The 26,480-nt window shown below is 65.1% G+C and carries 21 protein-coding genes and 1 tRNA gene; 15 read left to right on the top strand and 7 right to left on the bottom strand.

Annotated features, from left to right (window positions below; all coding sequences use genetic code 11):
• The first annotated feature begins 142 nt into the window (after positions 1-142).
• From OJF58_RS16255 to OJF58_RS16230, 6 genes are read left to right on the top strand one after another with little or no spacing between them, the layout of a single operon-like run.
• Entirely contained in the window at positions 143-1,162 is a 1,020-nt protein-coding gene (locus tag OJF58_RS16255; protein WP_300778763.1) for a glycosyltransferase family 2 protein, read from the top strand.
• A 1-nt stretch (position 1,163) separates the two neighbouring features.
• Positions 1,164-1,979: a sugar phosphate nucleotidyltransferase gene (locus OJF58_RS16250; RefSeq protein WP_300778762.1), complete on the top strand. Its 816-nt coding sequence runs from the start codon at positions 1,164-1,166 to the stop codon at positions 1,977-1,979.
• Positions 1,976-2,629, top strand: a complete 654-nt coding sequence (locus tag OJF58_RS16245) for a PIG-L deacetylase family protein (RefSeq protein WP_300778761.1) — start codon at positions 1,976-1,978, stop codon at positions 2,627-2,629. Before OJF58_RS16250 ends, OJF58_RS16245 begins: the two co-directional genes overlap by 4 nt.
• Before the next feature lie 33 nt (positions 2,630-2,662).
• The gene (locus OJF58_RS16240; protein WP_300778760.1) at positions 2,663-3,736 is read left to right on the top strand and encodes an NAD(P)-dependent oxidoreductase; all 1,074 of its coding nucleotides are present in this window, start codon (positions 2,663-2,665) and stop codon (positions 3,734-3,736) included.
• A 14-nt stretch (positions 3,737-3,750) separates the two neighbouring features.
• Positions 3,751-4,329, top strand: coding sequence for a dTDP-4-dehydrorhamnose 3,5-epimerase (rfbC, locus tag OJF58_RS16235; RefSeq protein WP_300778759.1), 579 nt, complete (start codon positions 3,751-3,753; stop codon positions 4,327-4,329).
• Positions 4,330-4,387: 58 nt separating this feature from the next.
• Positions 4,388-5,788: a Gfo/Idh/MocA family oxidoreductase gene (locus OJF58_RS16230; RefSeq protein WP_300778758.1), complete on the top strand. Its 1,401-nt coding sequence runs from the start codon at positions 4,388-4,390 to the stop codon at positions 5,786-5,788.
• Here the strand turns inward: OJF58_RS16230 and OJF58_RS16225 are convergent.
• Positions 5,685-6,443: a Crp/Fnr family transcriptional regulator gene (locus OJF58_RS16225; protein WP_300778757.1), complete on the bottom strand. Its 759-nt coding sequence runs from the start codon at positions 6,441-6,443 to the stop codon at positions 5,685-5,687. The two genes, OJF58_RS16230 and OJF58_RS16225, sit on opposite strands and share 104 nt — an antisense overlap.
• A 196-nt stretch (positions 6,444-6,639) precedes the next feature.
• Entirely contained in the window at positions 6,640-8,013 is a 1,374-nt protein-coding gene (locus OJF58_RS16220) for an exopolysaccharide biosynthesis polyprenyl glycosylphosphotransferase (RefSeq protein ID WP_300778756.1), read from the bottom strand.
• Between the two features lie 594 nt (positions 8,014-8,607).
• On the opposite strand from OJF58_RS16220, the gene OJF58_RS16215 reads away from it, so the two are divergent.
• Complete coding sequence (locus OJF58_RS16215; protein WP_300778755.1) at positions 8,608-9,474, top strand: response regulator transcription factor; 867 nt, start codon at positions 8,608-8,610, stop codon at positions 9,472-9,474.
• 87 nt (positions 9,475-9,561) lie between these two features.
• Here the strand turns inward: OJF58_RS16215 and OJF58_RS16210 are convergent, their stop codons facing one another.
• On the bottom strand, positions 9,562-10,617 hold the full coding sequence (locus OJF58_RS16210; RefSeq protein WP_300778754.1) for a 3',5'-cyclic-nucleotide phosphodiesterase: 1,056 nt from the start codon (positions 10,615-10,617) through the stop codon (positions 9,562-9,564).
• Between the two features lie 177 nt (positions 10,618-10,794).
• On the opposite strand from OJF58_RS16210, the gene OJF58_RS16205 reads away from it, so the two are divergent.
• The 3 genes from OJF58_RS16205 to OJF58_RS16195 all read left to right on the top strand — a co-directional run bounded on the left by OJF58_RS16205 (position 10,795) and on the right by OJF58_RS16195 (position 15,334).
• Positions 10,795-11,469 (top strand): hypothetical protein, encoded by a 675-nt coding sequence (locus tag OJF58_RS16205; RefSeq protein WP_300778753.1) that lies wholly within the window; start codon positions 10,795-10,797, stop codon positions 11,467-11,469.
• A 207-nt stretch (positions 11,470-11,676) separates the two neighbouring features.
• Entirely contained in the window at positions 11,677-13,680 is a 2,004-nt protein-coding gene (gene asnB, locus OJF58_RS16200) for an asparagine synthase (glutamine-hydrolyzing) (RefSeq protein ID WP_300778752.1), read from the top strand.
• Positions 13,670-15,334, top strand: coding sequence for a GMC family oxidoreductase (locus OJF58_RS16195; protein ID WP_366526774.1), 1,665 nt, complete (start codon positions 13,670-13,672; stop codon positions 15,332-15,334). The genes asnB and OJF58_RS16195 overlap by 11 nt, the downstream gene beginning before the upstream one ends.
• 116 nt (positions 15,335-15,450) lie before the next feature.
• On the opposite strand, the gene OJF58_RS16190 is transcribed toward OJF58_RS16195, so the two are convergent.
• A complete protein-coding gene (locus tag OJF58_RS16190) occupies positions 15,451-16,890 on the bottom strand; it encodes a M20 family metallopeptidase (RefSeq protein ID WP_300778749.1) in 1,440 nt (479 codons plus the stop codon).
• 43 nt (positions 16,891-16,933) lie between these two features.
• On the opposite strand from OJF58_RS16190, the gene OJF58_RS16185 reads away from it, so the two are divergent.
• The gene (locus OJF58_RS16185; protein ID WP_300778747.1) at positions 16,934-19,438 is read left to right on the top strand and encodes a hypothetical protein; all 2,505 of its coding nucleotides are present in this window, start codon (positions 16,934-16,936) and stop codon (positions 19,436-19,438) included.
• Positions 19,439-19,549: 111 nt separating this feature from the next.
• Here the strand turns inward: OJF58_RS16185 and OJF58_RS16180 are convergent.
• A tRNA-Leu gene (locus OJF58_RS16180) sits at positions 19,550-19,636 on the bottom strand.
• A gap of 362 nt (positions 19,637-19,998) precedes the next feature.
• On the opposite strand from OJF58_RS16180, the gene OJF58_RS16175 reads away from it, so the two are divergent.
• Positions 19,999-20,427, top strand: coding sequence for a transposase (locus OJF58_RS16175; RefSeq protein WP_300778746.1), 429 nt, complete (start codon positions 19,999-20,001; stop codon positions 20,425-20,427).
• Position 20,428: 1 nt separating this feature from the next.
• Here the strand turns inward: OJF58_RS16175 and OJF58_RS16170 are convergent, their stop codons facing one another.
• On the bottom strand, positions 20,429-21,109 hold the full coding sequence (locus OJF58_RS16170) for a hypothetical protein (RefSeq protein WP_300778745.1): 681 nt from the start codon (positions 21,107-21,109) through the stop codon (positions 20,429-20,431).
• 246 nt (positions 21,110-21,355) lie between these two features.
• On the opposite strand from OJF58_RS16170, the gene OJF58_RS16165 reads away from it, so the two are divergent.
• The 3 genes from OJF58_RS16165 to tldD are packed head-to-tail and all read left to right on the top strand — an operon-like array spanning position 21,356 to position 25,347.
• Positions 21,356-22,897 (top strand): AMP-binding protein, encoded by a 1,542-nt coding sequence (locus OJF58_RS16165; protein ID WP_300778743.1) that lies wholly within the window; start codon positions 21,356-21,358, stop codon positions 22,895-22,897.
• Between the two features lie 17 nt (positions 22,898-22,914).
• Positions 22,915-23,886 carry a zinc-binding dehydrogenase gene (locus tag OJF58_RS16160; protein ID WP_300778741.1) on the top strand — a complete coding sequence of 324 codons (972 nt, stop codon included), beginning with the start codon at positions 22,915-22,917 and terminating at the stop codon, positions 23,884-23,886.
• Between the two features lie 15 nt (positions 23,887-23,901).
• Complete coding sequence (gene tldD / locus OJF58_RS16155; protein WP_300778740.1) at positions 23,902-25,347, top strand: metalloprotease TldD; 1,446 nt, start codon at positions 23,902-23,904, stop codon at positions 25,345-25,347.
• A gap of 141 nt (positions 25,348-25,488) precedes the next feature.
• Here tldD and OJF58_RS16150 read toward each other — a convergent pair whose 3' ends face one another.
• A complete protein-coding gene (locus OJF58_RS16150) occupies positions 25,489-26,475 on the bottom strand; it encodes a 2-dehydropantoate 2-reductase (protein ID WP_300778739.1) in 987 nt (328 codons plus the stop codon).
• Positions 26,476-26,480: the final 5 nt, after the last annotated feature.

Below are 26,480 nucleotides of genomic sequence, written 5' to 3'. Positions count from 1 at the left end.
CGCGGATATCGACGAAGAGGCGTCCTCCGGTGGGAGTAACCTCGGCGGTTCGTTGACTTAACATAACCGCATCGACACGCTTCCCTGCATCCGGCCGAGCGACACGTCATCCCGCGTGAGCAGAAGGCGGAGTGGGAAGGAAATGGCTCGCTCACCCAACAGGCCCATGCCGAAGCTGTCGATCGGCTTGCCGGTCTACAACGGCGAGAAGCTCCTGGCGCAGGCGCTCGACCATCTCCTGGCGCAGACCTTCACGGACTTCGAGCTCGTCATCTGCGACAACGCATCGACCGACCGCACCGCGCAAATCTGCCGCGAGTATGCCGGACGCGACGCCCGTATTCGCTATGTCCGCAACGACAGAAATATCGGCGCAAACCCCAACTACAACCGAACCTACGAGTTGTCGGCTGCCCCGCTTTTCAAATGGGCCGCCCACGACGACCTCTACCAAAGGACCTATCTCGAAACCTGTGTCCGGATACTCGCCGATGATCCGACTGTCGTCCTGGCCCATAGTGGGACGACGTTCATCGACGACGACGGGCAGGCGTTCGCTTTCGATTCCGGCACCGGAACGTATATCGATCCCGAAACCGGCGCTCGACACATGCCGGACAGCCATACGATCGGAGACAGTGCCGTCGCGGTCGAACGCTTCCGGCAGGTGCTTTTCCACGCACGCTGGGGGAGCCATATGTACGGCGTCGTCCGGCGCCAAGCCCTGGCCCGGACACAGCTCCTGCTGAACTTCGCCAGCAGCGATCGCGCCATGCTTGCCGAGCTGGCGTTGCTTGGCCGCTTTCGATCGGTCCCCGAACGCCTCTACCTCAGGCGAATCCATGCCGGCTCGTCCTGGGCGCTCGGCTATCACGAGATAAAGAACTACCTGAGCACGGACGGGCAGGCCTATTCGCGGCGCGCACGCCAGATCAGAGCCTTTTTCGGTGCGGCCGCCGGCAAGCCGGTCGGAATCATGACCAAGGCGATGTGCACTGCCCTGGTCGCCGGCGTTTGCGTCAGGGCCGTGACGGACGCCCTCACGGGCAAGGACGTGCGCAACGGGACGCCGGACGCCACTTGGACCGGGCCGGCGGATCGCGCTCGAGTCACCTCAGGCACAGACAATACGCATCCCGCGCTATCCGAAGGACGGCATTAAGATGAAGACGATCCTCTTCTGCGGCGGTCTCGGCACCCGTATTCGGGATGTCGCCGAAAGCATACCGAAGCCGATGATCCCGATCGGCGACAAGCCGATCCTGTGGCATTTGATGCACTACTACAGCCAGTTCGGCCACAAGGACTTCATCCTGTGCCTCGGCTACAAGGCGAACGTGATCAAGGAATTCTTCCTGAACCACAAGCCGCAAACCTACGCCGACTGCATCGTCACGGGCTTCGGCAAGAACGTCGAGATCCTGGGCGATCCGCAGCAGGACTGGCGCATCGCCATGATCGACACCGGCATCTGGCGCAATATCGGTCAACGGCTGTGGGCGGTGCGCGAGCACGTCGCGGGCGAGGAGATGTTCTACGCCAACTACAGCGACGGCCTTTGCGACGTCAATCTGGACGAGATGACCGAGACGTTCCGCGCGAGCGGCAAGCTCGCCTGCTTCATCGCCGTCCGGCCATCGTTCAGCCTGCACCTGGTCGATATGCGGCCGAGCGGAAAGGTTCAGCGCATTCGCGCCAGCCAGGACGCCAATCTCTGGATCAATGGCGGCTTTTTCATCTTCCGCTCGGCGATCTTCGACTACATGCAACCGGGCGACGAGCTGGTCGAGGCGCCGTTCCAGCGGCTGATCGATGCCGACCAGCTCATGGCCTTCCGGCACGAAGGATTCTGGCGCCCCATGGACACGCTGAAGGACAAACAGGTGCTCGAGGACCTGGTCGACAAGGGTACGATGCCCTGGCGGCTCAACGGTCCCCTCGGCGGACTTCCGGGCGACGCGGAAAGGAAGGCGGGATGAAGCATCTCGAGCTCACCGGCTGGGGTGAGCGCCTTTCCGTACTGTGCATCGGTGCTCATTCGGACGATATCGAGATCGGCGCCGGCGCGACGATCCTCGGCTGGATCGAGCGCGGCGTCCGCCTCGATGTGCACTGGTCGGTGCTGAGTGCCCAGGGCGCGCGTGCCGACGAGGCGCATGCGTCCGCACAGGCGTTTCTCGCAAAAGCAGAGCGCGCCGTCATCGACCTGGCGAAGTTCAGGGACGGATTCTTCCCGCACCAGGGGAGCGAGATCAAGGACTGGTTCGAGACACTCAAGACGCGCACGTCACCGGACGTGATCCTGTGCCACTGGCGCGGCGATGCGCATCAGGACCACCGGCAGGTCTCCGAGCTGACATGGAACACGTTCCGCGACCACGTGATCCTCGAGTACGAGATTCCGAAGTGGGACGGCGACATCGGCCAGCCGAACGTCTATATCCCCGCCAGCCGGGCACTGATGGAGCGCAAGGCGAAATTGCTGAATGACCATTTCGGCTCGCAGCGCTCGAAGGGCTGGTTCGACGGTGAAATATTCATGGGGCTCGCCCGCCTGCGCGGGATGGAATGCCGTGCGGCAGACGGCTTCGCGGAGGCCTTCCATGCCCGAAAGCTTACGGTGCAATGACGCGCGACAGCGCATGACAGGAGCAAGACGGCGATGCGTGTACTGGTGACGGGACATTTGGGCTACATCGGAACCGTCATGGTCCCGATGTTGCAGCAGGCGGGGCACGACGTGATCGGCCTCGACAGCAATCTCTACGAACGCTGCACGTTCGCCGCGGGCGGCCGCATCGTAGAGGTGCCGCACATTCGCAGGGACACTCGCGACGTCGAGCTACGCGACCTCGATGGACTCGATGCGATCATCCATCTCGCCGCGCTGTCGAACGATCCCTTGGGCAATTTCCGGCCCGAGCTCACCTACGAGATCAATCATCGCGCCAGCGTGCGCTTGGCCACGCTCGCCAAGCAGGCCGGCGTCCGGCGCTTCCTGATGGCGTCCTCGTGCAGCAACTACGGGCAGGCCGGCGAAGCGATGCTCGACGAAACCGGCGCGCTCAACCCGGTCACGGCCTACGGCGAATCCAAGGTCCGATCGGAGCGCGACATTTCTCCCCTGGCGGATGGCAGCTTCTGCCCGACCTTCATGCGTCCGGCGACCGCCTATGGCGTTTCGCCGCGGATTCGCTTCGACATCGTGCTCAACAACCTCGTGGCCTGGGCAGTCACCACGGGGAAGATCTACCTCAAATCCGACGGGTCGCCATGGCGGCCGATCGTCCATATCGAGGACATCTCGCGGGCGTTCATTGCCGCTCTCGAGGCCCCCGAGGACCTGGTGCGCAATCAAGCCTTCAATGTCGGCCAGACGGGCCACAACTACCGCATCCGCGACATCGCCGAGATCGTCGCCGACGTCGTCCCGGGATGCCGGCTCGAGTTCGCGCCGGGCGCCAGCCCCGACACGCGCTCCTATCGTGTCAACTTCGACAAGATCGCGCGCGTGCTGCCCGCCTTCAGGCCGCAGTACGATGCGCGGCGCGGTGCGGAGCAGCTCTACGCCGCCTACCGCCAATCGAATCTCACGCTCGAGGAGTTCGAGGGGCCGCGCTACCAGCGCATCAGCCACATCCAGAAGCTGATCGCCGAGGGCATCCTCGCGGAAGACCTCAGGCACCGCCACGCGACCGGCGACACCCTCGAGCACGTTGCAACAGCGGCCAGCTAGACAGGAAGGCGAACGTGATCTTCACCGAAACCAGGCTCAAGGGCGCCTTCATCATCGATCTCGATCGCAAGGTCGACGAACGTGGCTTCTTCGCCCGGGCCTTCTGTCAGCATGAGTTCCGCGACCATGGCCTGAAACCCGTCATCGCCCAGGCCAACATTGCCTCGAATCGCCGGAAAGGCACGCTACGGGGCATGCATTTCCAGTATCCGCCGAAGGCCGAAACCAAGCTGGTGCGATGCACGCGGGGCGCCATCCTCGACATCATCGTCGACCTTCGGCCCGAGAGCCCGACCTACCTGCAGCACGTTGCCGTCGAGCTGACCGAGGAGAACATGCGGGCTCTCTATGTGCCGGAGCGCTTCGCGCACGGCTATCAGGCGCTGCGCGACGACACCGACACCAGCTACCAGGTCGGCGAGTTCTATGCGCCCGATACGGAGGGTGGTCTGCGGTACGACGATCCCAAGCTCGGTCTGGAGTGGCCGTTGCCGGTGTCCGTGGTCTCGCCGAAGGATCAGGCTTTCGCCCCGCTGCATGACATCGAGGGGGAACTGAAACGCAAGATGTCCCTCGCGCTCGTCCCCGCGTGACGAGGCAGAGCGTGCAGGCGGCCGCGGCTGCCATTGTGAATGATACAGGAGCACCGCCATGTGGATCGTCGATACAGCGCTGAAGGCCCGCGAGGAGCAACTCAAGCCCGTTCGCGTCGGCATCGTGGGTGCCGGCTTCATGTGCCAGGGCCTGACCAACCAGATCACCCATAGCGTGCCGGGTATGCGCGTTGTGGCCATCTCCAACCGAAAGGTCGAGCGGGCCGCCGGCGTGTTCAGGTACGCCGGGCATGAGGATGTCGCGTTCGCCAGCACGCAACGGGAGCTCGATGACGCCGCCTTTCGCCTGCGGCCGGTCGTCACCGAGGACGCGATGCTGCTCGCCCGTTCGGAGCATATCGACGTGCTCGTCGATGTCACCGGCTCGGTCGAATTCGGCGCCCACGTCGTGCTCGAGGCCTTCCGGCACGGCAAGGACGTCGTCCTGATGAACGCCGAGCTCGACGCCACGATCGGGCCCATCCTGCAGACCTACGCCGAGAGGCACGGCGTGATCCTGACCGGCTGCGAAGGGGATGAGCCCGGCCTGCAGATGAACCTCTTCCGCTGGGTCAAGGGACTCGGCCTGACACCGCGCCTGCTGGGCAACGTGAAGGGCCTGCAGGACCGCTACCGCAACCCGACGACCCAGAAAGGCTTCGCCGAGCGCTGGGGCCAGAACGCCACGATGGTGACGAGCTTCGCCGACGGCTCCAAGATCAGCTTCGAGCAGTCCGCCGTGGGGAATGCGACCGGCTTCAGGGTCCTCACACGCGGCATGTCGCGCGGCGTCGAGTACACCGGCGACGTCATGAAGATCGGCGAGCTCTACGACCTCGAAGAGCTGCGCCGGCTCGGCGGCGCGATGGACTACGTCGTCGGGACGCCGCTGACCAAGGTATTCTGTCTGGCCGAACATCCGGACCCCAAGCAGCAGCACTATCTCAACCTCTACAAGATGGGACCGGGACCGCTCTATTCGTTCTTCCTGCCCTACCATCTGGTGCATTTCGAGGTGCCGAACGCGATCGCCCGCGCGGTTCTGTTCCGCGATCCAGTCATCAAGCCGCTTGGAGGGCCCGTTGTCGAGGTTTGCGCGGTGGCCAAGCGCGATCTCAAGGCCGGCGAGATTCTCGACGACTATGGCATGTACATGACCTACGGCGAGGCGGTGAATGTCGAGGAGATGAGCAGCGGCCGCTATCTGCCGGAAGGCCTCGTGGAAGGCTGTCGGCTGACGAACGACATCGCCAAGGATTCCGTGATCACCTACGGCGACGTCGTGCTACCGGCTGGCCGCCTGGCGGACCGGCTGCGCGGGGAGCAGTATCAAAGGTTCCGTGGCGAGACCTGGCTCAAGGACCTCCTGGCCAGCTCGCCGCGTCCCAGCCCGTTGTCCCTGGACGTCGATGCCAGTGTGCGCAATTCGCGGCCGGGTGCGCAATTGTCTCCGCTTTAGAGGTATTCAGGTAGCGTCCGTCGAACTTGCCGAGGTCCATCAATCGTTCCCTGTGAGCGACCTCGATCGCATGAGTATTCTTCGACAGCACGCCGAGCTCCCGCAGATCCTGTATGGTGCGGTTCATGTGGACAGTGGAAAGACTCGCGGCGTCGGCCAGATCCACTTGCGTCATCGGAATGACCGTCCCGCTTATGCCGATTGCCTCCAGCCGGACCATTTGCTCGGACAGGAGGTTGGCGATGCGCGGCAGCGCCGGCCGCTGGGCGACATTCAGCAACCTTTCACGGAAGATGCCCGCCTCGATCATCGTCGCACGCCACAAGGCAAGGCCGAGCCGCGGATACTCCGCAGTGACACGTCCGATATCCTCATGGGAGATGATGCCGACCGAGCAGACGGTCAACGCCGCCACCGCGTCTTCGCCTTCCGGCAAGATGTAGCGGTCGAAGTCGCAAAGATCGCCGGGATATTGAAAGGTGAAAATCTGCCGGCGGCCGTTCTCGATCATCCGGTAGCGACAGGCCAGGCCTTCCAACAGAATGGCCAGACAGCTTGGCGAATCGCCGCCCCGAACGATGTCCTCGCCACGCCCCACGCAGCGCTTGGCTCTAACCAGCGCCAGGAGCGCCTGCAGCTCCTCCTCGCGATCCACCCCCAGACCCCTGAACCTCCGGATGAGCGCCTCAGCTCCGTCACGGCGGAGTGCACCGACTGAACCAAACATTGCTACCCCCAAGAGGGTAATCCTCGGAGCCCTGCTGCGTGGCGACAACTTGCTTTTCATGACCCTTGGCTCGCAAGCAAAGGCGAAAAGGCCGCATCACCGTCCGCATCGCTCCTTTTGGGCGTTACTTCGCCCCATGGCCGACGATCACCGCCGGCAGCGTCGCAATGAGGATATAGAGATCGAGCCAGAGCGACCGGTTGCGAATGTAGAAGCAGTCCTGCGCCCGCTGGACGCCGAGATCGCCGCTGCTGCGCGCCGAGATCTGCCACAGGCCGGTGAGGCCGGGCGTCACGGTCGCCCGCAGCGCCTGGAATTCGCGATCGAAGGCATCGATATGATAGGCGGGGAACGGTCGCGGGCCGACGAGGCTCATATCGCCGCGGATCACATTCCAGAGCTGCGGCAGCTCGTCGAGGCTGGTGCGCCGCAGGAAATCGCCGATATGCGGCAGAATCCGCGGGTCCTTCGTCAGCTTGAAATAGCGCTGCCACTGCTCGCGCAGGGCCTCGTCCGTGGCGAGCACCTGTTCGAGCCGCTGCTCCGCATCCCGGTACATCGTGCGCAGCTTCAGCACGTAAATCGGCTTGCCGTCGCGCCCGACGCGCTGCTGGCGATAGAACGCCGACCCGGGATCCACGACCTTTATCATCAGGGCGAGACAGGCGACCATCGGCCACGTCAGCACCGCCAGCGGCAACGCCAGGGCGAGATCGATCGCCCGCTTCTGGACGCGACCGAGAGAGGAAGGCCGGCCGCCCAGCTCGAGGGCCACATATCGATCGAAATGGCGAACCTGCAGGCCAAAGGAGGCGAGATCGCCCAGTTGGCTTACCACCAGGATCTTGCGAACGCCCAGCCGATACAGCGCGTCCGGATCGGGTGGCAGGTCATGGCCGTCCGGCACGACCACGACCTCGATCCCGGCGCCGACCCCCCACTCGTCGATGGTACCGAGCCGTGGGAGCGCACCGGCGGTATCGCCTTCTTCTCCGCCTGGAGCCCTCTCGGCCGCGGCGTCCGACATCCCGTCGTCGATGAAGCCGACCGGCCTCAGGCCCCAAGCGGGCTGGTCGAGCAGGAGCCGTGCGAACGCCTGCCCCCGGGCGCCGGCCCCGAGGATCGCGGTCGGCATGCCCCATGCCCCGGACCGCGCAAACCGGACGACGATGAGGTGCTCCGCCCACGATCCAAGGACAAGCGTGAATGCCCCGATGAGCGGCACGACGACGAGCACAAGGGAAGGATCTTCCCGGGCGCACATCACGACCGCCGCCAGCATGAAGATCAAGGTCGCCGACGCCCGGTTGCGGAAGCGCTCCATCAGGCTCTTGGTGGTCGGCCGATAGACACCCAGGATGGCCGAAATGCCGGCCAGCAATGGCAGCAGCGCCGACATCTCGCTCAACAGCCAGTCCGCGAAGTCGACATGACTGGTCGGCCAAATGGCGACCGCCGCCGAGAAGGCGATCGTGATCGCAATCGCTCCGGATACCATGTCTCCGGCGAGAAGCCCCAGGGCGAGAGACCGGTCCGACCTCGCCCTCCGTGCGACAGCCGGTGCACGGAGAACCTGGTCGTGAAGTCCGAGAGGCGGCCCGTGTCCGGGCGGCGGCAAGGCGGGGCCGAAGCGTGCTTCGATGTTCGACATGGATTTCAGCCCGCACCGTCGGCGGCGTACGGTTGCGCCTCGTCGCCCCGTCCCGGATGTCGACCCGATCGGCCCTCTTCGCTCCTCGACCGGACCTTCACCACGTTCGTCGCTCCCTCCGCAGACGCTTTGCATCGATGCCGCTACGTTACGGCCGGTTGCTTTGCCCTCAAGCGCAACGAAGGAGTAATCCGGGTCCAGGGAGGGCGGCTGCGGGCCGCGAGGCAGAGCGGCCGCCTTTCTGCCCGGTCACGAACGACTGCCCGGCTGCGCCTGGCGGCTTGCCAGCTGGAGGTACCCCTTGCCGACGGCTTGGCGGCCCGGTTGTCGGTAACGCGGAAGTGAAGCCCGGGCTTATCACCGGTTAATTTCCCGCAGGGCCTACCTCTCTATTGATTCGCCGGGCCCAAAGTCGATGCCGCAAGTGTGGGGGTGGCAATCATGGCGACACGGGTAGCGACGATCATCGTCGAACCGCGTTTACTTGTCCGCGAAGCTCTCGAATCGCTGATGGCGCAGCATTCGTATCGGGTCGTTTGCGGCGTTGGATCGACCTCGGAAATCGCAGGTGCGTCGATTCTCGCCGAAGCGCCCAAGCTTGCAATCCTCGGCGCCCAATCGACCGACAACGTGGTCGCGGAGGCGGTCGGGATCCGCAAGTTGTGGTCCGACTGCAAGGTCATTCTGCTCTTCGAGCAGGCCTCGCTTCTCGACTTCCAGAAGCTGCTGGCGTCGCAGGTCGACGGCTGCGTTCCGCTGTCGGTGTCGCCCGAGACGCTCATCAGCACTCTCGACCTGATCATGGCGAGGGATGTCCGGGTCATGGTGGTGGCCGACGCAAAGCGTCCCGCCCTTTCGGCGCCGGGCTCGGAAGACGCGCCGGGACCGGAAGCCGGAACGGACAAGCTCCAGGCGAGCGGGATGCAGCCTCAGATGATGCCTGCCGCGCTGCTGCCCCTGACACCGATGCCCCGCATCGGCGTCGAGGTCGCGCCGCAGGCATCGGCCAACGGCAGCGATCCGCTTCCGTCGTCGCCCGCGTCCAGGGATCTGCCGAGGCTGTCGGAGCGCGAAGCCCAGATCCTCGATGGCCTGGTCAAGGGACATGCCAACAAGGTGATTGCCCGGACCTGCGACATCACGGAGGCGACGGTCAAGGTCCACATGAAGTCGATCCTGCGCAAGATCCGGGTGGCCAACCGGACGCAGGCGGCGATCTGGGCGCTGGAGCACGGCTATCCCGGCGACGAGATGAAGGGTGGATCGCCCAAGGATGTCACCATCTCCAACGGCGCTTCCATACTGTGAGGTGACGAGGCGGGACAGGCGGCGGTCGAAGATGCCCGTCTCGCCCATGGTGCCGGGGAAGCCCGCCCGCCGTACGGTGCGCGGCGATCATTTGAAGTGCCAATGGCTTCCTTGGCGAGGGAGGATGAACCGCAGACCGAGGTCGTTGCCGGCCTCAAGCTCGTCGAGGATTTCCTTCTGCGGCTGCTCGTCGGTCAGCGAATACTTGATATGGCCGACGACGACCGGGAGCCCGGTCAGGGATTCCGCGCCCGCCTGCGCGGCCAGGTCGTGCAGGGAAGCCAACAGCCATTTGGGCGTGAGATGGCCGAACAGCAGCTTGTCCGGCCGGTCGTTGGCATAGGACGCTTCGATCACGACGGCCTTGAGGCGTCGCTGCTTCACCTTGCCGGCGACGGCCGTCCAGACATCCTTCATGCGCGTCGTCTTCTCGACCGCATCCGGTCCTGTGTCGCCGAAGCAGAGCATTGCATCGCCGTCGCTCTCGAAGAGGAAGGCGGTCGATTCCAGCCCGCCATGGCTCAGCGGAAAGGCCGTTGCCGTCATCTTCGTGTCCGAGAGCGGCGTACGGACTGCAGGCTCGAGATCGGCAATGGCTAACTTGCCGAGCCTTGGCGGCTTCCCGCGATCGGTGAAATTGGGCCAGGCCTGCCAGTTGAAATAGTTCTCCACAAGCGCCTTGCCGACCGACGGCAGGGCGTAGATCGGCTTGTTGCTGTCGTCGGGCGAGGCGATCACCAAGCCGGCGACATGATCGAGATGGGCGTGGCTGATCAGGTAACCCTTGACCTTGTGGGTGAGGATATAGCCCACGCGGCTCTGGCCGGCCTGCCGCGGCACGTCGACAGCATCGAAAGCGCCATTTGAATCGGCGATGCGCAAGCCGTTCACCAGCGTTCCGGCGTCGCACGTCACCGCGCGGTCGTCGTCGTGCGGCCGAACGAGGTAGGCACTGAGATTGCCGTCCTGGATGCCGCCAAGGGCGCCCAAGACGACGACGTCGAACCCGTCAGCCGCGGCCGCGTCCTCCATGATCGGAGGAGGCGCACAACAGACCAGCGCCGCCAGGCCGACCTTCCACATAGTCGTCTTCACCTGCTGCCCCCTTTTGCCCACCTTGCCGGACGAGCGGTCGACCGCCATTGTCGAAGACGACTCCTCCTTCGACAAGGAACCCCGCAAAGTTCATGACCTGTCACTGAGCGCATGTCATGGAGTCCGATGCCTCCTGTCACCCGACCGTCCCTGCGTGAGGCCGGCATCAGATTGGGCCTCGTATTGGCCAGCGTCACTTTTGGCTTGCTTGTCGGCGAACTGCTTGTGCGTGCCCTGTCCGACGATCCCAAGCGCTGGGAGCTCGAACACTTCGTCACCTATCCGTCCCGTGCCGATGGCCGCTGGAACGTCATGCGACCCCATCCCCTGCTGGGATGGGAACCGCGCCCCGGCTATTCCGGCACCAATCACGGCGGTCGGGAGCTTCTGACCTTCGATGATCGAGGGCTTCGGGTGCATCGCCGCCAGGCCGCGCCGCCCGCCGTCGTAACGCCACCGGTTCTGGTGATGGGCGATTCCTATGCCATGGGCGAGGAGGTCGCCGACGAGGAGACCTTTCCGGCCCACCTGCAGGACCTCCTCGATCGTCGCGTCCTGAATGGCGGTGTAGCGGGCTACGGGCTCGACCAGGTCGTGCTTCGCGCCGAGACGATCGTCCCCCGATTGCGCCCCGGACTTCTTATCGTGAGCTTCATCGCCGACGATGTACGACGCACCCAGGAGCAGATCCTGTGGGGTATAGAGAAGCCCTATTTCGAGGTGGTCGACGACGGGCTGCGCCTGCGCAACGTGCCGGTCCCGCCGTCCGCGGCCGAACCGCTGGATGCAGACCATCTGCTTGGCCGGACAAAAGGGGCTTTCCCGATGATCGGCCCCTGCACGAAAACCGGCAGCAGAAGATCAGCCGCAGCTGGAGCTCGGCCGAGGAAGGCGCCGTAAAGGTCCGGAGAACCACGCGAGCATGCGTTGGTAGTACCCAAGAATTTCGCTGCTTGTCGGTGTTGGGGCACTGTTAGAAAGCAGGGGTCGGCGCTGCCTCCATCAGACTACCATCAGTCGCGCCGATCCGGGCGTCCGCGCGGCTGGCGTCGCCTGGCATGCCGATAGAACGGTGGATCGTCGACAACCAAGAGTGGAAGGCTTCCCGTGTGCGGCATCGCAGGCTTTCTCGACCCCGGCGGCAATCGCAATCCCGAATCGATGCGCCGGCGTGTCATCGCTATGACGAACTGCCTCGCGCACCGCGGACCCGACGACGAGGGGGCCTGGGTCGATCCCACGGCAGGGGTCGCACTCGGAAACCGACGGCTGGCGATCATCGATCTGTCACCCGAGGGCCATCAGCCCATGCATTCCGCCTCGGGGCGCTACGTCATCGCCTACAACGGCGAAATCTACAACTCGGCGGCAATCGCTCGCACGCTCGAGGCGGAAGGCCTGGCGCCCCGCTGGCGCGGTCACTCGGACACCGAGGTGATGCTCGCAGCCATCGAAGCCTGGGGCCTCGACAGGGCGCTCGAGTCGTTCAACGGCATGTTCGCGTTCGCGCTCTGGGATGTCCGCGAGCGAACTCTATGCCTGGTGCGAGACCGACTGGGCGTGAAGCCCCTTTACTACGGTCGCCTGAACGGCGCGCTCGTATTCGGTTCGGAATTGAAGGCGATCGCGGTCTATCCCGACGCGGCGCTGACCATCGACCGCGACTGGCTGGATCGGTACCTGCGCGAGATACACGGAGAGTGCGAGGACACGATCTACCGTGGCATTCGTGCCATCCGTCCGGGAACGCACGTGACGTACGACCAGAGGCTGCAGGCACACGAATGCGTCTACTGGTCGGCGACCGGGAAGGCCGAGATCGGACACCGGGATCGCTTCCCGGGAAGCGAGGCCGAGGCCGTCGAGAAGCTGGACAGCCTGTTGAGGGACGCGGTGCGCCTGCGTGCGGTCAGCGATGTCCCGCTGGGGGTCCTGCTGTCCGGCGGCATCGATTCCTCGACGGTGCTGGCACTCCTGCAGCAAGAGAGTTCAAGGACGATCCGGAGCTTCTCGATCGGCTTCCCCGATTCGGGCCTCGACGAGGCGCCTGCCGCACGGAAGATCGCCGCCCACATCGGCTCCGATCACACCGAGCTCTACATGGCGCCTGAAGACATCATCCGGCTGATCCCCTCGCTCGCGCGGATGTCCGATCTGCCGCAATCCGATCCGTCCTATGTATCCAACCACGTCGCGTACCGGCTCGCCGGACAGCATGTGACCGTCGTGTTGGCCGGCGACGGCGGCGACGAGTTGTTCGCGGGCTACCATCGCCATCGTTGGCTGCCGAGGGTATGTCGGCGGCTCGGTTGGCTGCCGGTCGGGATCCGCGAGCAAGGAGCACGAGCGCTGACGGCGATCCCGCCGGCGACATGGGACAAGGTCTTCGGCATCATCGAACCGGTGGTTCCCTCACGGCTGCGCGAGCGAACTCCCGGGGCCAAGCTCCATCGATTGGCGCGCTGGATCGCCTCCGCCTCCCCGGAAGAGATGTACCGCGTCCTGTCCACTCGATGGGATCCCGGCGACCGGCTCGTCGTCGGCCACCATCCCGAACAGTCGCCGGCCGATTTTGAATTCGTTCGACTGAACGGCGAATTCGAGCTGCTGGAGCGTATGCTCGTTCATGAGCTCGTCACCACCTTCGTTGACACGCAGCTGAAGAAGGTCGATCGCGCGAGCATGGCCGTGAGCGTCGAGGCGCGCGTGCCGTTCATGGACTATCGCGTCGTCGAGTTCGCCTTCACCCTGCCGCCGGACCTGAAGGTGCGGGGCGAGACGGGGAAGTACATCCTGCGCCGGGTACTCCACCGACACGTTCCCGAAGCTTTGTATCGGCGACCCAAGATGGGGTTCCATCTGCCGTTGAGCACCTGGCTCAGAGGGCCTCTGAGGGAGTGGGCCGAGGACCTGCTCGACCCGAGCTCCATCCGCCAGGAGGGACTGTTGGACCCGGACCCGATCCGGATGAAGTGGCACGAACACCTCAGCGGCGAACGAGATCGCGTCGACTATCTTTGGCCAGTGCTCATGTTCAGGTCCTGGCTGAAGCATCATAGCCCCGACGTCTCCACCATCGTCGAGGATCGGAGACCGTTGCGTGTTCACTGATGCCAGATCCCTCGCGGCGGGCTCGATCCTGCAGGCCGACATCTGTATCATCGGCGCGGGCATCGCCGGAATCTCGATCGCCCGGGAGTTCATCGGTCGATCCGAGAGCGTCGTGCTCCTCGAAGGAGGCGGCCTCGGGTTCACGAAGTCCCTTCGCAAGCTGCCGACGGTGCTGCGGCGACATGCCCTTGGTGAACAGGCACTGGCCGGCGGCCGGAACGCCGGGCGACCCTACTATCCGCTCCGGTTCACGAGGGTGCGCGCGTTCGGCGGCTCGTCCCGGGCATGGCACGAACATCGCGGCGTTCACGCCCGGCCACTCGACGCCATCGACTTCGAGGCACGAGACAGCTTGCCGGAACACGGCTGGCCCATCGACAGGACGCAGCTCGATCCCTTCTACGAACGGGCCCAAGAGGTATGCGGCCTCGGCGCCTTCGCCTACGACCCGAGATCATGGGAAGCGCAAGGCTATGGGTCGCCGCTACCCCTGGATTCCAGGCTCGTCGAGTCGGTGATCTTCAAGTTCGGCCGGCACAGCAAATTCGACCGGTACGAGGATGATTTCGCGCGGGCCGGAAACGTCAACCTCGTGCTCCACGCCACCGCCGTGCACCTCGCCGACAGGAACGGGAGCGTGGACCGGATCGACTGCGCGACAGTAGGGGGCAGCCGTTTCGGCGTCCGCGCCCGGACCTTCGTCATCGCGGCGGGTGCGATCGAGACCGCTCGCCTGCTGCTGGTCTCGAGGGACAGCCGGCCCGCCGGCATCGGAAACAGCCACGGCCTGGTGGGTCGCTGCTTCATGGAGCATCCGGACGCCGCGGTCGGATACCTGATTCCCAATCCCGAGCTCGATCCGAGCGCGTTCCGGCTGTACCGGCACCAGCATGCCGGGGAGAATCTCACGGTCGAAGCCATGTTTCGACTGAGCGATTCTACCTTGAGAGCGGAGGGGCTGCTCAACGCCGTGCTGCGCCTGCGAGACACCTACCGCAGCGGCATGACGGAAGCCGTGCAATCGGCCCAGGTTGTCCGGCGATCGGTCCATTACGGGGTCGCGACACCCGGGCTGGCGAGGCACGCCGTGCGAAGCATCCTGGGCGCACCGCAGCTTCTTCGCCACTATCTGACCTGGCGCTCCAGGCGACCGCCGGAGGTGTTCGGCATCGACGTGATGGCCGAGCAGACGCCCACGATGGCCTCTCAAGTAAGGCTCGGCCGACGCCGCGATCGACTTGGCGTCCCGGTGACGATTCTCGACTGGCGGCTGGCGAGCATCGACTGGGACTCGATCCGGCGGACCGTGGAGATCTTCGGCGACGCCGTCCATCAGGCAGGCGTGGGCACCGTCATTTCGACCATCGGAGCCGGGAAGCAGCCGCCGGCCGTGTTCGGCAACTGGCATCATCTCGGCACCACCCGGATGCACCAAGACCCTGCTCGTGGAGTCGTGGACGCGAACTGTCGGGTACACGAGATCGCCAATCTCTATATTGCCGGAGGGTCGGTCTTTCCGACCGGCGGCTATGCCAACCCATCGCTGACCATCGTCGCGCTCGCTCTTCGGCTCGCCGATCACCTCAAGTCAACGCTGAGCCGCCCCATCGTGTCGAATACCTTCGAGCAAGACGAGATTGCTGGTGCACATTAGAAAGCTCGACTCGAGCACGTCTTAAGTCCTGTGCGATCGAGTCGGCCGGCCGCCGGCGTCGGCACGTCGTTTTCGCCGTTTCGTACGGTTTCGGTCGCCGCTGAGACGGTCGGCCGTCAACCGCCGCTGCTTTCCGGTCGTTTCCGCCGACGATGATGCGCCGCGATCAAGCACGCCATCGCCGCCGTTACGCGCTTGCCCGTGGGAATATGCAGAAATTCGTTAGGGCCATGCGCATTGGAGTGCGGGCCCAGCACGCCGGTGATGACGAACTGTGTGTGGGGGAACTTCTCGCCCAGCATGCCCATGAAGGGAATTGTACCTCCCTCACCCATGTAGGCCGGCGGCGCTCCGAACGACTCCTCAGACGCCTGCGCCACGGCTGTCTCGAGCCAGGGTACGAGCGGCGGCGCATGCCAACCGCTCTGTCCCTCCCGCCCCTCGAAGGTGACCTCCGCGCCATATGGCGGATCGGCCTCCAGCGCCTGCTTGATCGCCTGGGCCGCCTTCCTGGCGTCGAGCGTCGGCGGCGTACGCAGGCTGAGCTTGGCAGTCGAGTACGGCAGCAGCACGTTGCCGGCGTCGCCGGGCGCCGGATAGCCATCCATGCCCACGACCGCGAGCTGCGGTCGCCAGGTGCGGTTGAGCACCATCTGGCCCGTGTCGTCCACCATCGGTCGGGTCGACCCCGCGAAGGGAAACTTGCCGTAAACCTCCCTGCCGAGAATGCGGGCGGCCTCCTTGGCCTGCTCGATCCGCTGCGGCGGGATTTGAACATACAGTTCGGGCAGCTTGATTTCGCCGCTATCCTCGTTCTCGAGGCGAGAGAGCAGCCCGCGCAGGATACGGAACGACGACGGTACGATGCCGGAGGCATCCCCGGAATGCACGCCCTCCGTCAGCACCCGCACCTCGAGGGTGCCGGCCGCAATGCCGCGCAAAGAGGTCGTGAGCCACAGACGGTCGTAGTCGCCGCAGCCCGAGTCGAGACAGACGACCAGCGACGGGTTGCCGATACGGTCGATCAGGTAGTCGACATAGAACGGCAGGTCGTAGCTGCCGGACTCCTCACACGCCTCGATCATGATCACGCAGCGAGCCCGAGCTACATTCTGCTCGCCAAGCGCTTTCAGCGCACAAAGACAGGCATAGATCGCATATCCGTCGTCGGCGCCGCCGCGCCCGTAGAGCTTGTCATCCTTGCGGACCGGCAGCCATGGTCCCAAGCCCTCCGACCAGCCTCTCATTTCAGGCTGCTTGTCGAGATGGCCGTAGAGCAGCACCGTGTCGTCACTGTCGCCCGGCAAATCGATGAACAGCAGCGGCGTGCGTCCGGGCAGGCGGACGACCTCGAGCTTTGCACCGGCAAACCCGGCGAGCTGCCGGCGCGCCCATCCCTCCATCAGCTTGACGGCATCTTCCATGTAGCCGTGCTCGACCCACTGCGGGTCGTATGCCGGCGACTTGTTGGGAATGCGGATGTATTCGGTGATGGAGGGCAGGATCGAGTCTTCCCAGAAGCTCTCGACAAACTGCTTCAGGCGAGCGGTGTCCATGGGCACATATTAAGCAAAATGTCCGCCGGGCCAAAAACGGTGTTTGTGCCGCTCCATCAAACCGGGAAGCGGTTGCGCCGTGGACGCAGCCCTTCTAGCATCATGCAAACAAGACGAGCGAAAAGCCTCGATGTCGATGCCGGCTGCGTCAAGGCCGTGCCGGGAGGATCATCGGATGAATGCGGTATGGCGGCTTGCGCTGGCGGCGTGGCTCGTCGGAGCCGCGTCCGTCGGCATGATCCAGGATGGTCAGGCGCAAAACGCACCAGGCACCTGGCCTCATACGATCACGACGCCCAATGCCAGCACCGTCGTCTACCAGCCTCAGGCCATCGCGTGGCCCGATCACGAGAAGCTTACGGCACGCGCGGCATTGGCGATCACGCCACAGGGCGCGAAAACGCCGATTGTGGGCACGGTCGATATTTCGCTCGCAACACGGACGGATGCCGCGAGCGGCGAAGTGATATTGTCCGATCCGCAGCTGTTGGCCTCGCATTTTCCCAGCCTCGACACAGCGCAGGCCGCTCAACTCGAGGAGCGCATCAAGGCGGCCCTGCTGACCGGACTGGAGACCAAGCAGGTGCCGGTCAATGCCGTGCTGCTCAGCCTCAAGGGACACGATGCGCCTCCCGTCGTGTCGTTGGCGACCGAGCCGCCCGTGATCTTCCACAGCAGCACGCCTGCAAGCCTCGTCGTCTTCGACGGCGAGCCGGTGCTCGCCCCCATCGGCAAATCCGGCCTGTCCTTTGCGGTGAACACGAATTGGGATGTGTTCAGCGATGGCCGGAACTGGTACCTGCTCAATGATGGGCTGTGGCTTGCGGCGCCGGCCTATGTCGGCCCCTACAAGCCAGTGACGGCGTTACCGCCAGCGTTCAATGCGCTGCCGGCAGACAAGAACTTCGCCGATGTGCGCAAGGCCATTCCGCCCAAGCTGGGCAAGCCGGGCCTCGTGCCGGCGATCTTCGTCAGCACCAAGCCGGCCGAGATCATCGTCACGCAGGGCCAGCCGCAATTCGTGCCGGTTGCCGGGACGACTCTCCAGGTCGTGCGAAACACCAACAGCATGCTCTTCCTTCAACCGGCCAGCGGCCGCTTCTTCCTGCTGGTATCGGGACGCTGGTTCGCGTCGCAGGGACTCGACGGTCCGTGGAGCTTTGCCACCGACAAGCTGCCACCCGACTTCGCCCTGATCTCGCCCGCCGGCCCCGAGGGCAAAGTGCTTGCTGCGGTGCCCGGCACCGCCCAGGCGGAGCTCGCCGTGCAGCAAGCGCAGGTGCCGCGCCAGGCCACGCTCGAGAAGAGCACGGCGCAGATCAAGGTCGTCTATGCCGGCGCGCCGCAGTTCAAGCCGATTGCCGGCACGTCCCTGACCTATGCCGTCAACACCTCGTTCGAGGTGATCGGGGCCGACGGTCGGTTCTATGTCTGCTACCAGGGCGCATGGTTCGTCGGCACTAGGCCAGACGGTCCCTGGACGCTGGCCGAAACCGTGCCGGCTGCGATCTATGCGATTCCACCCAGCAGCCCGCTCTACAACGTCACCTTCGTCAAGGTGTATGGCGCGACGCCGGCGACGGTGACCTATGGCTACACGGCCGGCTACACGATGAGCTTCGTGAGCGCCGGCGTCGTGGTCTATGGCACGGGCTACTACTATCCGCCGGTGGTGATCGCGGGACCGGTGGTGCCGATCTACTACGCGGCGCCTTACTCCTATGCCGGCAGCGTCTGGTACAATTCCAGCAACGGCACCTGGCACAGCGGCGGCACGATCTACGGACCATACGGCGGCGAAGCGACCGGCCGCACGTCCTACAACCCGGCCACAGGCGCCACCGGCGGAGCCGGCGCGATCTACGGCCCGAATGGCGGCGCGGGCGCCTTCTCCTACTACAACCCCTCGAACGGCAGCTACGCACATGGCAGTGCCGCATGGGACGCTTCGGGCGGTTCGGCAAACGCCAGCTACTACAATGCGAGAATGGGAATCTCGGGCTCGACCGACCAGAACTGGAATGCATATTCGCGCTGGGGATCGAGCACGTTCAGCGGCCCGAACCAGACGGTAAACACCCAGAGCCGCAGCAACGAGCAGGGTTCCGCGGGCTCGTACCGGTCGAGCACCGGCGCGGAAGGCGCCGGGTATCACAATGCCGTCACCGGCAACAGCGGCGGCGCTGTGAAGACGCAGAGCGGAGATGTCTATGCCGGGCACGACGGCAATGTCTATCAGCACGGCTCGACTGGCTGGTCGAAATGGGAAAATGGCGGATGGCAGCCGGTGACGCCTCCGACTCCCAACGAACAGAATCGGCGGCAAAGCGGCTCGGGCAGCACCATGCAAAGCAGTCCGCCCGGCGCCGGCCAGCAGAGAGGCGGCACCGGTCAGAGGATGGACGGCGACTCGTTCCGGCAGCTCGAACAGGACCGCCAGGCCCGTTTCGCGGGAGAGCGGCAGCGCAGCGCCGGCGGGCTGCGCAATGGCTTCGGCGGGAGTGCATTCGGTAGCGCTGGCGGGTCTGCCCGCGAACGTCGGCGCTGACCCGCACCCATCTCGCGCGATCACCTCTGCCAGCTTGCCGATCGATCTCGAGTCCGGTTGTGTGCGCCGTCGACCGGTACGACGTGAAGGGAACGCCTTCCCCTCCGAAAATGGTGCCCCCGGTCGGACTCGAACCAACACTTCCGTGAGGAAACCTGATTTTGAGTCAGGCGCGTCTACCAATTCCGCCACGGGGGCACGGGCTCGTGCGGCCGGGAATAAAGCCGAAGGATCGGGCGCGGTCAATCGAGCGGCCGTTCTGAGGCCGAGAGCCGTGACAAATGAGAGACCTCGGCCGAGTGCCGGACGCGGCCGGTCGGTCCGCGCTCGGCCGAGCATTCGACGGACACGGGGATTCGCCTGCCAGGACGGGCATTTGGCCGCCCTTTCGGCAATGCGTCCGCAGCGGATCGGCACGTTCGGCCCGAGCGTCGTGGACGGCATGGGCAATAGGAAGAAGAACGACTCGGGCGTGAATCTGCTCGAAACCTGTCTATACTTGGGTCGGAGAGGATCACGCCCATTGGGGTGCGGCGTGAGTGGGAAGGAACGACTGGGTCATGCAAGCGGAGGACGGCGCTGCGACACGCAGCGACAGCCTTGCGCGCTTCGCCGACGAGTTGAGTGCGCATCGCTACCTGGAGGGGATCCTTTGGCCGGACGGCGCGACGTGCCCGAGGTGCGGCGCGCAGGGACGAATCGGCAAGCTCGACGGAGCATCGACGCGACTTGGCGCCTACAAGTGCTATGCTTGCCGCCGCAGCTTCTCGCTGACTCATGGCACGATCTTCAGCTCGAGCCATGTGCCGCTGCACAAATGGCTGCAAGCCATCTACCTGACCGAAGGCGGCAAGAAGCCCATCCGGCCGCATCATCTGCAACGCATCTTGAACGTCTCGTTCAAGACCGCGGCAACGATGTTGCGGCGCCTGGAAGACGCCGCCGCGGAACAGAGCGCCACACTGCCCCCCTGGCAGTCCGATTCCTGATCTAATGCCGGTCGAGCTCCGGCGCGCCCGGCTCGGCGGCGGCGAGCGCTTCACAAAGCTGAGGCAGGAGATCCGACAGGGCCAGGTTCAGAGTGCGCAGCTCTTGCAGACCCCGTTCGAGCCGGTTCGTGCCATCTTCGTCGACCAATCGTCCGTCCGCGATGTCGGCCCGGAGGAGCTCTTCACGCAGGCGGTCGGCTTTGCGGAAGCTGTCGAGAATCGTCTCGAGTGATCTGCGAAGCGAGGGATCGACGACCTTCAGAAGAGCAAGCCGGCGCACCAGCTCCAGCCGCGCCTGGGTGGTGTTCAGAATGGACTGGACGACGGTCGCCGACTTCTCATCCGTGCCCAGGAGCAGCGTCAGGAGGCGCAGCAGCAAGCCTTCGTTGTTCGCCCAGTCGACGACCAGCCCACCGAGTCGCGCCATCGGCGATTCGCGGCCGACCGCCCTGCGCACCGTCTGTCTCGCCGACGACGAGTCCCGAGCCGCCTGCTCGCCCGTCGTGCGCTTGCAGTCGCGTCCGTTGCGCTCCTTCGGATCGTCGCCTTTGCGCCGCCGAATGAGGCTACTTACCGCTTCATTGAATTTCGCATCGTCCTCGCTGCCCAGAGAGTCGCTGATCCGCTCGAGGAAGAGTGCAAACTGATCCTCGCTATGACGTGACGGTCGCTTGCGCGACATGGCGAAAAATCCCACACAACTTGAATTGTCCCGCGACAGCCTAGAAAGGAGCTTTCGGTCGGGTCAATTGACGGTGGCCTACTGCCGCGTCTGGTCACCGATTGGACATTCGATGGGTCGATATTCTGCCCCGGCCGGGATTGCGGCCGCTTTCGTACATCGAACGGACACCTGCTTGCCGGTCCTGCTCCGCTCCGGTCTTATGGACCCTCGTTTGCGCAAGTGCTGCCCGGAGGAAGCGTTCAAGTGCACCCCTATGTCCACGCCCAAAAACACCCCGACAAGCCGGCTTACATCATGGCCGGCAGTGGCCAGGTGGTGACCTATCGGCAACTCGACGAGCAATCGAACCGCATTGCGCAGCTTTTCCGCTCGCTCGGCCTGAAGGCCGGCGACCACATCGCGCTGTTCCTCGAGAACAACCCGCGCTTCTTCGAGATTTGCTGGGGCGCTCAGCGGTCGGGACTGATCTACACGGCCATCAGCTCGCGACTGACCGCGGCAGAGGTCGAATACATCGTGAACGACTGCGGCGCCCGGCTCTTCGTCACCTCGCATCACCTGGCCGACAAGGCGGCCGAACTCGCGCCGCTCCTGCGTCACCTGGCCAACCGCTACATGATCGACGGCGCCCTCGCCGGCTACGATCCCTGGGAGGCGGCGGTCGGCCGCCAGCCGGCACGGCGCATCGCCGACGAGACGGCCGGCCACGACATGCTCTATTCGTCCGGAACGACCGGCCGGCCGAAAGGCGTGCTGCCGGTCGTCGAGCCGCAGCCGATCGACTTCGACAATCCGCTGCTGCAGATCACCAGCAGGCTCTACGGCATGGACGAGAACACGGTCTACCTCTCGCCGGCGCCGCTCTATCACGCCGCGCCGCTGCGCTTCAACATGAGCGTCATGCGGCTGGGCGGCACTTCGATCATCATGGAGAACTTCGATGCCGAGGAGTATCTGCGGCTGATCGAGACATATCGCGCGACCCATACGCAGGTCGTGCCCACGATGTTCGTGCGCTTCCTCAAGCTGCCGGACGAGGCGCGGCTGAAGTACGACGTCTCGTCGCTCAAATGCGCCATCCATGCCGCCGCGCCCTGCCCTATCCCGGTCAAGGAGAAGATGATCGAGTGGTGGGGGCCCATCATCTGGGAATACTACGGCGGCACGGAGGGCAACGGCCTCACCATGTGCAACTCCGCCGAATGGCTGGCGCACAAGGGGACGGTCGGCCGCGCGGTCGTCGGCAAGCTCAAGATCTGCGACGATGCGGGAAACGAACTTCCGGTCGGCCAGCCGGGCACGATCTATTTCGCCGAGGGTCGAGCCTTCGAGTATCACAACGATCCCGGGAAGACCGCCGAGTCGCGTCATCCGAAGGGATGGTCGACCCTGGGCGACGTGGGCTATGTCGATGCCGACGGCTTCCTGCATCTCACCGACCGCAAGGCCTTCATGATCATCTCGGGCGGGGTGAATATCTATCCGCAAGAGGCTGAAAATCTTCTGATCAACCATCCCAAGGTGATGGACTGCGCGGTGTTCGGCGTGCCCAATCCCGACTTCGGCGAGGAGGTGAAGGCTGTCGTGCAGCCGCGCGACATGGCGCAGGCGGGACCGGCGCTGGCCGAGGAGCTGATCGCCTACTGCAAGGATCACCTTTCGGCCATCAAATGCCCGCGCAGCATCGATTTCGAGGCCGAGTTGCCACGCCACCCGACGGGCAAGCTCTACAAGCGTCTGCTGCGCGACCGCTACTGGCAGGGCCGCGAGAGCAGGATCGTATGAATTCAAAGGAGCGCACGATGAAAGCAGCCGTCGTCACCGAGCAGGGCGTCCAGGTCAAGGAGGCGCCCAAGCCCTCGCCCAAGGCCAACGAGATCCTCATCAGGGTCAAGGCCGCCTCGCTCAACCGGGCCGATCTCGCGGTCGCGGCCGGCCATCGTCACGGCGCGGTCGGCGGGCCGGGAACGATCGTCGGTCTGGAATGCGCGGGCGAGGTCGAAACCGTGGGCGGCGAGGTGAAGGACTTCAAGCCGGGCGACCGCGTCATGAGCTCGGCGGCTGGTGGCTTCGCCGAATATGCCGTGGCCGATTCGGGCCGCGTCCATAAGATCCCGGCCAACAACATGAGCTTCGAGCAGGCGGCCTGCATGCCGGTGGCGGTGCAGACGATGCACAATGCCCTCGTCGGCGCGGGACGGCTGAAGAAGGGCGAATCGGTCCTGATCCAGGGCGCCAGCTCGGGCGTCGGGCTGCTCGGGATGCAGATCGCCAGGCACATGGGCGCGTCGATCGTCATGGGCACATCCACCAACGATTCGCGTCGCGCCCGGCTCAAGGAGTTCGGCTGCGACCTCGCGCTCGACACGCGCGATCCGAAATGGCCGGACAAGGTCAAGGAAGCGACCGGCGGCAAGGGCGTCGACCTGATCGTCGATCAGGTGTCGGGCGGCGTGATCAACCAGAACATGGAAGCCGCCGCGATCCTGGGCCGCATCGTCAATGTCGGCCGGCTGGGCGGCATGAAGGGCGAGTTCAACTTCGACCTCCATGCGCTGAAGCGCATCGACTATATCGGCGTCACCTTCCGCACGCGAACGCCCGAGGAGGTGCGCGCGATCGTGCAGGCCGCCCGCAAGGATCTCTGGCCCGCGATCGAGGCCGGCAAGCTCTCGCTGCCGATCGATCGCACCTTCCCGCTCGCCCAGGCGGCCGAGGCGCTTGCGCACATGAAGGCCAACGCCCATTTTGGGAAGATCGTCCTCGTCGTCTGAATCAGCAGGTATCCCATGGCCCAGGGCATCAACCATCTCGCCACCGCCGACAGCCTTTTTTTCGGCAGAGGCGCGCTCGACCAGCGCAAGACCGAGAAAACGGTCGACGAGGCGCTGAAGGGTTGCGACGACGGCGAGCTGTTCCTGGAGTATGTCCAGAGCGAAAGCCTCAGCTTCGACGACGGCAAGCTGAAAAGCGCCTCCTACGACACGACGCAAGGCTTCGGGCTGCGCGCCGTCTCGGGCGAGGCGACCGGCTTCGCGCACGCCTCGGCGCTGGACGAAAAGGCGATGAGGCGTGCCGCCGACACGGTGAAGGGCGTGCGTTCGGGCAAATCGGGCAAATCGGACCAGTCGCCGCATGGCACCAACCGGCTGCTCTATGCCGACGACAACCCGATCGACGGCGAAAGCTTCGAGAAGAAGGTCAAGCTCCTGCAGGAGATCGACGCCTATGTGCGCGGCAAGGAGCCGAAAGCGCGCCAGGTCTCGATCTCGCTCTCGGGCTCATGGCAGGTGATCGAGATCGTGCGCGCCGGCGGCTGGCGCGCCGCCGATGTGCGGCCATTGGTGCGGCTCAACGTCAGCGTCGTCTGCGGCGAAGGCGCGCGCCTCGAGGCCGGCAGCACCGGCAGTGGCCGGCGCGCCGCCTATGGCGACATCTTCCATCCCGACTACTGGAAGAAGGAGGCCGACGAAGCGATCCGGCAGGCGCTGGTGAATCTCGAATCGGTCGATGCGCCGGCCGGCGAGATGCCGGTTGTCCTGGGCGCCGGCTGGTCGGGCGTTCTATGGCACGAGGCCGTCGGTCACGGGCTGGAGGGCGACTTCCATCGCAAGAAGACCTCGATGTTCACCCACCTGATGGGCCAGATGGTGGCCTCTCCGGGCGTCACCGTGGTCGATGACGGCACGATCGCCGACCGCCGCGGCTCGCTCACCATCGACGACGAGGGCACACCGACGCGGCGCAACGTGCTGATCGAGAACGGCAGGCTGGTCGGCTTGATGCAGGACCGCATGAATGCCCGCCTGATGGGCGTGAAGCCGACCGGCAACGGCCGACGCCAGAGTCACGCCCATGCGCCGATGCCGCGCATGACCAACACCTTCATGCTGGGCGGGACCGCGGATCCCAAGGAAATCATCGCCTCGGTGAAGAAGGGCCTCTATGCCGCCAATTTCGGTGGCGGGCAGGTCGACATCGTGTCGGGCAAGTTCGTGTTCAGCGTGACCGAGGGCTACCTGATCGAGGACGGCAAGATCACGCGGCCCGTGAAGGGCGCGACCCTGATCGGCGCCGGTTCCGAGGCGCTGACGCGCGTCGGCATGGTCGGCAACGACATGGCGCTCGATCCCGGCATCGGCACCTGCGGCAAGGACGGCCAGGGTGTGCCGGTCGGCGTGGGCCAGCCGACATTGCGCATCGACGCCCTCACCGTCGGCGGCACGGCGACCTAGCGACGACGCGAGTGCGCCACCGGCGTTCGCCGGCAGCGTCGATCCTCGGGAATGCGGTGTCATCCCGAGCGCAGCGAGGGATGACACGACACTGGTTGAGTTGTTGGTAGCGCGCCCCGTGACGCGCAATCTCGATCTGGGTCAGAGCGCATAAAGGCCCTTGGACACGGCGAGGCTGACGCAGAGCGATTCGACCGCATCAAGCGTCGGTGTGTCGATGCCGGCGCTGCGCGCGAAAGCGAGCGGCGCGCGGACGATGGCCTCGATCTCCATCGGCCGGCCGATCTCGTAGTCCTGCAGAATCGAAGGTCGATGGTCCGGGTAGACGCGCTTCGGCCCATAGCGGATGTCGGGACTGTCGTCGAGCAGGACACCGTGGGCGGCCGCGACCGCCAGCGCCTCGGCGTGGGCGCGGCGGGCCAGCCGGTTGATCATCTCGGTCTTCTGGATGGTCGTCGGCTGGGCAAGGATCAGGCAGAGCGTCGAGCCGGTGAGGTTGGCCATCAGCTTGTGCCAGATGTCGTAGCGGATATCGCGGGTTTCGGGCGAGGCGATGCCCGCAGCCTTCAGCGTCGCGCGCAGGGTCCGGATGCGCGCGCTCGGACGGTCGTCCGTCTCGCCGACCCAGAGCGTGTTGCGATCGGGCGAGATGTTGCGCACGACGCCGGGTTCGATCACATGGTTCGAGGAGGTGACGACGGCGCCGATGGTGCGGTCGAGGCCGACCGATCGCGCCAGCGCGCCGCCCGGATCGAGTCGCGACAGGTCAGGCGCTGGCGGACGGTTCGCCGACAGGCCGTGGCCATACCACCAGGGAATGCCGTTCTGCACGAAGACGACCGACGTCCCGGCGCCGAGCAGCGGCCCGACGGTGTCGGCAAGCACGGCCTGACCGCAGGCCTTCATCGTCACCAGGACGATATCCTGCGGCCCGAGATCGGCCGGCCGGTCGCTGGCCCGCACGGGCGCGACGATCTTTCGCTCGCCCGTCAGCAGGACGAGCCCATTCCGCCGGATCGCCTCTAGATGGGCGCCGCGGACGACGACGGACACCTCGTTGCCGGCCGCGGCGAGCCGCGCCGCAAAGTTCCCGCCGATCGCGCCGGCGCCGAAGACGCAGATCCGCATCGCTC

It is taken from the genome of Enhydrobacter sp. (genome assembly GCF_030246845.1).
Classification (GTDB): Bacteria; Pseudomonadota; Alphaproteobacteria; order Reyranellales; family Reyranellaceae; genus Reyranella.
The sequence above is the reverse complement of the archived record's forward strand: the minus strand, read 5'-3'. Positions and strand labels throughout refer to the sequence as shown.